The sequence below is a fragment of the Nocardia sp. NPDC052112 genome (assembly GCF_040680135.1).
Lineage (GTDB): Bacteria > Actinomycetota > Actinomycetes > Mycobacteriales > Mycobacteriaceae > Nocardia.
On sequence record NZ_JBFAWD010000027.1, the window covers coordinates 26,030 to 34,873 of the forward strand.

Genomic DNA, 8,844 nt, shown 5'->3' on the forward strand with positions numbered 1-8,844 from the left:
GGAATGCCGTGACACGTAATGAGGTGACCGCGTCCGCCGATCACGACGCAACGTCCCGTGGTCGGTGGTGGATCCTGGCCGTGGTGTGCATCGGCCCGATGATGGCTTTCGTCAATGTCTCCTCCACGCTCGGAGGGCTCGCCACCATCCAGGCCGATCTGCACCCCTCGTCGTCGATGGCCGTCTGGGTCGCCAGTGCCTACAGCCTGGTCGTGGCCAGTCTGGTGCTCGGCAGCGGGACCGTCGGGGATCTCATCGGCCGGCGGCTGATCTTCGCCACCGGCGCGGCCGTCTTCGCGGCGGGCAGTGCTGTGGCATTCGCCGCGCACAACACGGTCGTATTGATTGCCGCCCAGGCCATCATGGGAATCGGCGGCGCGATGGTGTTGCCCACCAGCCTGGCCATCATCAGCCACACCTTCACCGAGACGCGCGAACGCACCGAGGCCGTTAGTATCTGGGCCGGAAGTTCCGGAATCGGCCTGGCGATCGGTCCGCTGGGAGCGGGGGTGCTGGTGGGTGCGTTCTCCTGGCATGCGATCTACCTGATCAATGTCGTACTCGGTGTGGTTGCCCTTCTCGGCGCGGTGACACTGATTCCCGAGAGCAGACTCCCCACCCGGGCACTCGATCCCGTCGGGATGGTGCTGGGCACCCTCGCCATCGCGGCACTGACCTATGCGGTGATCGAAGGCGGCTCACTGGGATACACCGAGGTCCGCATCTTGTGTGCCTACGCTGTGCTGGCCGTGTCACTGCTGGCGTTCATCCGGTACGAAGCCCGCCATCCCGATCCCATGCTGGACGTGAAGCTCTTCCGGTCCGGATCCTTCAGCGCCGTGATGGGTACGGCCGCGGTCACCCTGCTGGCATTCACCGGCACCGCGCTGGTCACCGTGCTCTACCTGCAGCACGTGCAGGGAACTACGGTCCTTGCCGCCGCCGTGCGGCTCCTGGTGATGTTCGGCCCCTTCGTCCTCATCAGCGCCGTCGCCGCCCGTATCGTGCATCGCATCGGGTTCACAACGATGCTCACACTCGGCCTCGTCGTCATGGCCGCCGGCATCTTCGCGCTCCTCGCCAGTCCACCCGGTACCGGGTTCGGCCGGATCTGGCCCGGACTACTGCTCGCCGGTATCGGCAGCGGCATGCTCATCGCACCCGCTACTGCGGCGGCGGTCAACAGCGTCGCACCACACCAGGCAGGTATGGCCAGCGCCACGGTCAACTTGTTCCGCCAGGTCGGCAATGTACTGGGTGCCAGCATTCTGGGCACCATCTTGACGACGCGGTTCGCCGACAACCTCCGCGACGAACTCCGTGCTGCCGACCTGCCTCGGCCGCTCACCGACGCCGTCGTGTCCGCCGCCACAGAGGGCGAGCACAGCTCTGCCCTCCCGTTCGCCGTCGCCGGACCGGTCCACAACGCCATCCGGCACGCGTTCACCGACGCCACCCATCTCGCCCTCACCGTCGCCGGCGTCGCGCTGCTGATCACCGCGGTCCCGGTCGCGATATTCGTCCGCCGGCAACCCGGAACATTCGAGACTGCCACGGCCCCAACGACTTCGGAACTCGACACCGCATAGGACGGACGTGCCGGTCGACCGGGCGTCACTCGTCGGATTCGCGCGTTCACTCGCATCGACGAGTATCCGGATACGGCGGTCGGTGCGGACGTGCGCAAATACCGTGCTCGGCTTGCCGACGCCGAAACCGAGCAGCAACAACAGCCCAACCCACTCTGATCGACGCGCTACCCACCGGCGACATCCGAATCGATCAACTACCCGAACACATCGCCCGCGATGTTTACCGAGCCCTCCAACTGGAAATCCGCTACTACAAGACTGCCAACCGCGTGCGGTACCGCATCACGCTCATCGGCGCGACACTGAACCACGCACACCGAACCACCAGCACCGCGATGGCACTACAACCAAGAACCGACCGGATCGGCGGCACCTGCGGGACACAACCGCCCCAAGCACCGCGCCCGGAAAATCCGTTCCCATGTTCACAGTGCCCCCGGCAGGGCACGCACAACATGGGCAACTGAAAAACGCCTGGTCATCGTGGGTGCGTACCCGGTTTGAGTCCCGCGCCGCCCTGCGTCGATTATGCAGCCGGACCCATCCTTTTAGAGTTCCCTGGCAGGGCTCTATAAGGATGGGACCCGTTCTGACTGGCGATTCTTCTGGTGAGCGCTGACAGTTGAAGTGGGATTCGACTGTCTGAAGTCTGATCGGTGAGTCCCGGTTTCGGGGCTGCCGCCAGGGCCTTGCCGCCCAGCCGATGTGGGGGATTGCGGGTGAACGGACGTGCTTGTGGGTCGGCCAAAATGTTATGGTGCGGGTACCATAACCCTATGGGCTTGAAGAAGACGACGGTCATGGTCGACGAGGCCGACCTCGAGTTGGTGAAGATGGCCGCGGCCCGCGAAGGGCGGCCGGAGTCCGAGTATTTTCGTGAAGCTTTTCATCTGGCCGCGATACGCACTCGCCGATGGGATGAGGCATGGGATATCCCCGTTCTCGACTACGGGCATGCGGTGACGGCGGATGAGATCGATAGCGCTGTGCGAGAAGCGATCACCAACACCGAAGCCGATGCTGGATGATCGTGATCGGCGACACCTCAGGTCTGGTCGCCGCTTTCAACTCCGCTGATCCCGAGCACGTCGACGCGCGCGCGGCGCTCCAGCAAGCGGCGCTTACCATCGTTTCTCCACTCGTCTTGCTCGAAGTCGAACACATCACCACCCGAAATCTCAATCGTCAAGCCGCTTATGCGGTTAATGATTGGTTGTTGGCACAAGAGCACACCGGACGCATCGAAGTGCCGACGATCTCGGCGGACCTGTTGCGGGTCGCGCGCAAGGTGCAGAACAGATACATGGCCATGCGCCTGGATCTCACCGACGCCACCAATGTTTCATTAGCCGAGCGATACGAAACTGTGGAGGTGTTGACACTCGACCGACGTGATTTGCGTGCGGTTACCCCGCTCACTGGTCATGCCGCGTTCCGCCTGCTGCCCGACGATCTCTAGCCGATCTGTCGGTGCTCACATCGAACCCTCTTTGTCGCCCCTTGCCACCAGCATCGTAGGACTCGTCACCGAAGTCGTTGTTTCTGCTGCATGATCCAGCTCGGCACCTGTGGGGTATGTGCCCATGGTTCGCTCAGTCTGGCGTGGACGGCGATTGGCCGGTATTGCGAACGCTGGTGTCGTGCGACTGTTTCGATAATCCGCTGAGTACGGTGCGCGCGAAGTTTGTAGCGTCCTTGCTGGGGACCTGCTTGCTCGGATAAACACCGCGTTGCCAGGTCAGCAGGCTCAGGTGTTCGAGGAGGTCACGGACCGGCCGGGTCGCTTCGCATACGGCGGCGTCGAAGTGGCGTTCATCGATCATCCAGCCGAGCGCGGGCAGCGAGCGTCGGACGAAGTCCTGCGGTTCGTCGATGTCGCCAGTGAGTGCGAGCAGGTCCAGCAGGATGCCGTGTTGCTGGTAGAGCTCCTCGGACAGGCTGGGGGCGCGGTTGGCGAGGTAGTGCCAGAGGTCGACCGGATCGTTGTGCAGCGCACGGGCTTTGGTGGTGGGAAGCAGTTGGCCGCGGTGCTTGCGTAGCAGGCCGAGCGCCTGGGCGGATTCTCTCACCCCATCACCGCCGATGGGGTAGCCGGTCACGACTGAGCCGTCGGGAGCGACGATGACTTCGATAGACATCGGTTGCAAGCGGCTGCGCTGCGCCTTGGTCTGACCCGCGCCGCCCGTGGCGAGGGGATCGGCTGAAACCCGCTGAGCACATGGTCTTTTCGACCGTACAGTGGACGGATGAGCATCGTCTCGGAGTACGAGAAACTGATCGCCGACCAGAATCGCCTGCTGGGGTCCGATCATCCCGACACCTTGACCACCCTGCGTCGGCTCGCCGAATTCCGTTTCGACTGCCGTGATTACGCGGGCGCAGCCGACGACTATGGGCAACTGCACGCGGCACGGGCACGCGTCCACGGAGCCGACCACCCGGACACACTGACTGCGCTGTACAACCTTGCCACCTGCCGTGCGCTGACAGGCGACCTCGCCACCGCGACCACCGACTATCAGCAGTTGTACGACGCGCGAACCCGCGTGCTCGGCGCTGACAGCCCGGACACGCTCCGAGCGCTCAGTGCTCTCGCCAGCTGCCGGGCAGACGCCGACGACCATGAAGGCGCGGCCGCCGACTACCAGCGACTGCTCGATGCGCGAACCCGCGTGCTCGGCTCGGAGCACGAAGAAACCCTGCGCACCCGCGGAGACCTGATCTACCAGCAAAGCCGGTTGCTTTCAGATCAACCGCAAACGCCAGGCTAGTGCGCTATCGCCAATTGCGGCGATCAGATCGGGTACGTACCAACGATGACCAGGGTCTCGCTGACGTTTTCGCGCTTCTCGTGCCGCCCTGTCCGGATTAGGTGGGCGAAAGGATAGGTTAATCGCCTCAGCGCCCTCGAGGGATTCGAACCTGCGACGCCGGAAATTGTCCTGACCTGCGGAGTTGCCTCTCGCAGGTTGGTGCCCTCGGCAGGATTCGAACCTGCGACACCCGCTTTAGGAGAGCGGTGCTCTATCCCCTGAGCTACGAGGGCTGGACTGGTGGTGCTCGGTGCACCGATCGGGACGACGGGGAGTCTACCGGGTTGGGGGCGGGTGGGCCGCATCGAATTGGTCGGGGGGTGTCACCGGGGCGGGATCGGGTGCGGAGTTGACGAGGGAAGGGCGACTGTCTGAGACTATTGGTGCGCTTGGTTTGTTTTGTCGATTCGACGGGCATGTGGGGGTGTCGGGCGTTCGGCTCCGGAGACGTCGGCCCCGTGGTCGCCTCTGGTGCGGAGCCGACCTCTGTCAGGCGTCGGCCCCTGGCGTGAGGTCGGCTTCTGTCATCAGGTTCGCGAAAAGTTGTTCTCGGCTCGAGATTTCGCAAACGCCCCCCGGGGCGGGTCTGATGCGGAAGTTCTCGACCGGGGTATTCGAGTGACATCGTCATCGCCCCTCGGGGTTCAGTCTGCGGCTGAGGGTTGGGTGCGTCGCTTGGAGACCAATTGTCTCAGACAGTGTGGTGGGCCTGCTGGACATGTTCGGGGCAGGCGACCCGCATCGCTCACCGCTCGGTATGGGGGTCAGAATCCGCCGTCGAACCCGCCCCCATCGAAACCACCGCCATCGAAACCACCGTCGAACCCGCCGCCCGAGTCGTACCCGCCCTGGTCACCGGCGTCGTATCCACCTTGATCGTCGGAGTATCCGCCCTGATCACCACCCGCCGCATCGAGCGCGTCCTGATATCCCTCGCCGTAACCACTTTCGAATCCCTGCACGTCATATCCCACACCGGACATCCCGGAGAACAGTGACGAGAACAGTAGGGCCGAACCCAAACCCCAAGCGCCGCCGATCAATGCGGGCCGCCACCACGGTTCGGAGTACCAGCCCGCGGGGACCGGTCGACCGGCGACGCGTCCGCCCGGATAGTAATTCGGTGTCTCCGCAGAGGGATTCGGTGATGCCGCGACCTCTCGGCCCTCGTATTCGACGACCCGCTTCTCGGTGACCTTGCCCGCGGTGTCCTGACCGTCCAATGCCGGAACGACCGGACCCGGATCCATGCCCATCGCGGAGCGTGCGGCCCGGATGTAGTACATGCCCTCGACGGCGGTCTGCTTCGCCAACCGCGCCTGGGCGGGCGTGCGCGCCTGCTCGATTTGTGAGCCGGCCGCGATATGCCGCTCGGAGGCGTCGGCGAGTGCCTGCTTCGCCGCTTCGTTGCTGCCGCTGAGGTTGTAGACCTGACCCGCGAGCCGCTCGATCATCTGCCTGGCATCGGCGGCAGCGTCGTCGAACTCGCGCACGGCGCGGTGTTTGGACTGCTGTGTCTGGTAGATGACATAGGCCGCCAAGAGCAGGATCACTACGCCGATCAGTACCCATAGCATCATGCGGCCCCTTTCGTCCTCGATCCAGCTCACCCCGAGTTTACTGGGGGCTTGCTGAGACTCGGCTGAGCTTCGCGACGGGTGGCGACCCGTCGTATCTATTGTCCGGCGAGCTGGCGGGTGATGACCAGACGTTGGATCTGGTTGGTGTTCCTCGAAGACTTGCCCCGTATTGCCGCATCGATGGCGATCAGTCCGGCGACACCGGCGCAGTGCGAGCTGGGCAGTACGGCATCGCGGCGGCGGGCGTCGTCGAGGCCGGCAGTGTCGACTGTGTCCAATTGGACACAGCGTCGATCCGGGCATATCGCCGCGCGCGGGTAAATGGCGCATCGGCAATCAGCGGAAAATCATCTCCGCTGTGCGAAACTTGGGCCCGCACAGCTGACTATTTCGAGCGACGCGCAAGCGGTCGCTACGGTTGCACTCCTCACCCTCGGAGGACTGTCCATGAAGAATTCTGTTGCGCCACTGGAGCTACCGACACCTCTGGTCATCACGCTCGGAAATCTCAAAGGCGGCGTCGGCAAGACGACATCAGCGTTTTTTCTGGCCTCATACTTCGCGCAGGTCCATGAATTGCGTGTGCTCGTCATCGACGCCGATCCGCTCAGTCAGACCGGATATTCCTGGTATCGGCGGCTGCTCAGGGGCGAGATCGAGGTGCCGTTCAAGCTGATCGCCTTCCCGTCGCGGCACGTCGACGACTGCATTACCGACAATGCCGGGAAATTCGACGTGATCATCGTCGATGCCGGTGGCGAGTCGGCCGAGATTTTCAAGGCCGCCATACCGCAGAGCGATGAGCTGCTTCTGTTGACCAGCGTCAGCCCGTCGGAGGTCAAGCGGGTGCCGAGCACCTATAAAGCCGCCGAGGAGGCGGCGGCGGACAGCGGCCGCGAGATCCGGGTGCGGGTACTGATGACCAAGGTGCCGGTGACGATGAAGAACGGAGTGAACGTCTCGACCGAATATCGCACGCAGCGGGGAAATCTGGAGGATGCGGGCTACGACGTCTTCGAATCCTATTTGAGCGCGTGGAAGTGGTATCGGGAGGCGGCCGACGGTGAGGTCGGCGACGGCGCCGAGAATCCGATCGTGGATCTCGGCGAATATCGGCAGGTCGGCGAGGAGTTGATGAGCCCGTACCGGGTCACCGTGGAGGTGTCCGCCTGATGCCTCCGCAGCGTAGAAAGGGTTCGATCGGTAAGGGGTCGATCGGCGGCGCGAATCCGTTGGCCGATAGTGCCGAGCACACGCCGCCGGTATCTCCGCTGCGGGATGCCGAGTGGCGAGCGGGCCCGCTGAGCGCGGCGTCGCTCGAGGTGCTCGCACCGAAGACCGACATGAATGCACCGATGACCGACGCGAATGTGCCGGTTGCCGACGCGAATGTATTGACGATGCCGCTGCCCGCGCCGAACGAAACCACGCCGAACGGTCCGCTCGACGATCGCGAACGGGCCCAGTTGACGGCGTGCGAATCCTCGATCGACGGTCTGCGAGTCGCCTTCTGGGCGGCCGGACGGGCGCTGCAAATAGTGCGCGACGGTCGGCTCTACCGAGACCGGCACGCGAGCTTCGACGACTATGTGGAGCAGCGCTGGGATATGCAGCGGTCATACGCGCACAAACTGATTCGGGCCTGGCCGCTGGCCGCCAAATTGCATCCGGTCGCGCCCACCATCAATGAGGGGCAGGTACGCGAGCTGCTACCGGTGGCCGCTCAGCACGGCGAAGATGCGGCGGTCACCGTGTACACCACGATCGCCGGTGCCGACGATGTGAAGGTCACCGCTGGCAAGCTGCGCGAGGCAGTCGCGCTGCTGCCCGAGCAGTTCGACAAGGCCGAGGTGGTCGAATTGCTGCAGGCGTGGCTGCGCGGGGACTTGCGGAACGAATCGAATGAGCGGGCCGTCGATCTGTTCGCCGCGGTCGAATCGCGGTTCGCGGCGCTGACGCGACGAATTGTCAAGGGCTCGAACAATGATCCGGCGGCGGCGCGCGAATTCGCCGCGAAACTGCGTATTCTCGCCGAACAGATCGAAGAACAGATCATCGCCTGAGCCATTCGGTATCGAAAATGCCCCGTCGCGGAAGCAGTTCCGCCGCGGGGCATTTCGCTTTAGTTACGTTATTGTTATTGTTAATGCGCGTGTCGTGTCGCATAATTCGATCGGATTGCGCGAAATATGAACGCTCGGATCCGCTGGACTACAGATCACCGTGATGGTTTTCGAATTCATTCGAGGTCTTGGTGAAGTCCTACGCGCCAAATGCAGTGCGGCGTCGCATGACCCGCCAGGGCCTTCGATACGAGCATCGGAGGACCGGATCATGGCATCAACTACGGAGGGTCGATATTCTCGTTTCCTGCGGCGCGTGCTCCCATGGGCCGTCGGCGCGGGAGTCATCGCAGGCGCGGCGATCGCCGCGACGCTGCTCGCAGGAGGTCAGGCGTCAGCGCAACCGCTGACGATTCCGGGGGTCGGGACATTCGAAGTCCCGAACCAGGTTTCGATTCCCGGCACGGATGTTCCGATGGAGGGGCGATCGCTGCCCGCTCCGATCCCCGCGGTAGCGGATTCCATTGCTCCCTCGGAAGTCGCGCCCGCTGAAGTTCTGGGGAAGGAACTTTCGGCACCGCTCGCGGTTCCGGGTGCGGAACTCGATGTGCCCCCCGCGGTTCCGAGTAATGAACTTTCGATTCCACCTAGCGTTCCGGGTGCGAAGTTCTCGACACCCCTCGCGGTTTTGAATATCGAGCGTTCGGCACTTCCATTGATTACTGCTATCGAGATTGCTCATTCGGATAAAGCACCTGTTGCGGTGCAGGGCAAAGCGCTTTCGGCGACTGTTTCG

Annotated in this window: 9 protein-coding genes, 1 tRNA gene and 1 pseudogene; 7 read left to right on the forward strand and 4 right to left on the reverse strand. The window is 63.6% G+C overall.

The genetic code is table 11. The features are described 5' to 3' along the window. Positions 1-8: 8 nt before the first annotated feature. The 3 genes from AB0L58_RS35820 (at position 9) to AB0L58_RS35830 (ending at position 3,051) form a co-directional block, all read left to right on the forward strand. Positions 9-1,589: an MFS transporter gene (locus tag AB0L58_RS35820; RefSeq protein ID WP_364394312.1), complete on the forward strand. Its 1,581-nt coding sequence runs from the start codon at positions 9-11 to the stop codon at positions 1,587-1,589. Between the two features lie 779 nt (positions 1,590-2,368). Further along, complete coding sequence (locus tag AB0L58_RS35825) at positions 2,369-2,620, forward strand: CopG family transcriptional regulator (protein WP_327110119.1); 252 nt, start codon at positions 2,369-2,371, stop codon at positions 2,618-2,620. Next, positions 2,617-3,051, forward strand: coding sequence for a PIN domain-containing protein (locus tag AB0L58_RS35830; RefSeq protein ID WP_364394316.1), 435 nt, complete (start codon positions 2,617-2,619; stop codon positions 3,049-3,051). Before AB0L58_RS35825 ends, AB0L58_RS35830 begins: the two co-directional genes overlap by 4 nt. Positions 3,052-3,184: 133 nt before the next feature. Here AB0L58_RS35830 and AB0L58_RS35835 read toward each other — a convergent pair whose 3' ends face one another. Beyond that, entirely contained in the window at positions 3,185-3,730 is a 546-nt protein-coding gene (locus AB0L58_RS35835; RefSeq protein ID WP_364394319.1) for a hypothetical protein, read from the reverse strand. Positions 3,731-3,838: 108 nt separating this feature from the next. On the opposite strand from AB0L58_RS35835, the gene AB0L58_RS35840 reads away from it, so the two are divergent. Then, positions 3,839-4,363, forward strand: a complete 525-nt coding sequence (locus AB0L58_RS35840) for a tetratricopeptide repeat protein (protein ID WP_364394322.1) — start codon at positions 3,839-3,841, stop codon at positions 4,361-4,363. A 199-nt stretch (positions 4,364-4,562) separates the two neighbouring features. Here the strand turns inward: AB0L58_RS35840 and AB0L58_RS35845 are convergent. From AB0L58_RS35845 to AB0L58_RS35855, 3 genes are all read right to left on the reverse strand, one after another. Next, positions 4,563-4,638: transfer RNA gene (locus AB0L58_RS35845), tRNA-Arg, on the reverse strand. 531 nt (positions 4,639-5,169) lie between these two features. Beyond that, positions 5,170-5,982, reverse strand: a complete 813-nt coding sequence (locus tag AB0L58_RS35850) for a DUF1542 domain-containing protein (protein WP_364394385.1) — start codon at positions 5,980-5,982, stop codon at positions 5,170-5,172. A gap of 98 nt (positions 5,983-6,080) precedes the next feature. After that, complete coding sequence (locus AB0L58_RS35855) at positions 6,081-6,263, reverse strand: hypothetical protein (RefSeq protein WP_364394324.1); 183 nt, start codon at positions 6,261-6,263, stop codon at positions 6,081-6,083. Between the two features lie 169 nt (positions 6,264-6,432). Between AB0L58_RS35855 and AB0L58_RS35860 the strand changes: the two genes are divergently transcribed. The 3 genes and pseudogenes from AB0L58_RS35860 to AB0L58_RS35870 form a co-directional block, all read left to right on the forward strand. Continuing rightward, positions 6,433-7,158 carry a ParA family protein gene (locus tag AB0L58_RS35860; protein WP_364394327.1) on the forward strand — a complete coding sequence of 242 codons (726 nt, stop codon included), beginning with the start codon at positions 6,433-6,435 and terminating at the stop codon, positions 7,156-7,158. After that, positions 7,158-8,048, forward strand: a complete 891-nt coding sequence (locus AB0L58_RS35865; protein WP_364394330.1) for a hypothetical protein — start codon at positions 7,158-7,160, stop codon at positions 8,046-8,048. Before AB0L58_RS35860 ends, AB0L58_RS35865 begins: the two co-directional genes overlap by 1 nt. Positions 8,049-8,523: 475 nt before the next feature. After that, positions 8,524-8,844 (forward strand): annotated as a pseudogene (locus AB0L58_RS35870) (hypothetical protein); the annotation flags it as partial.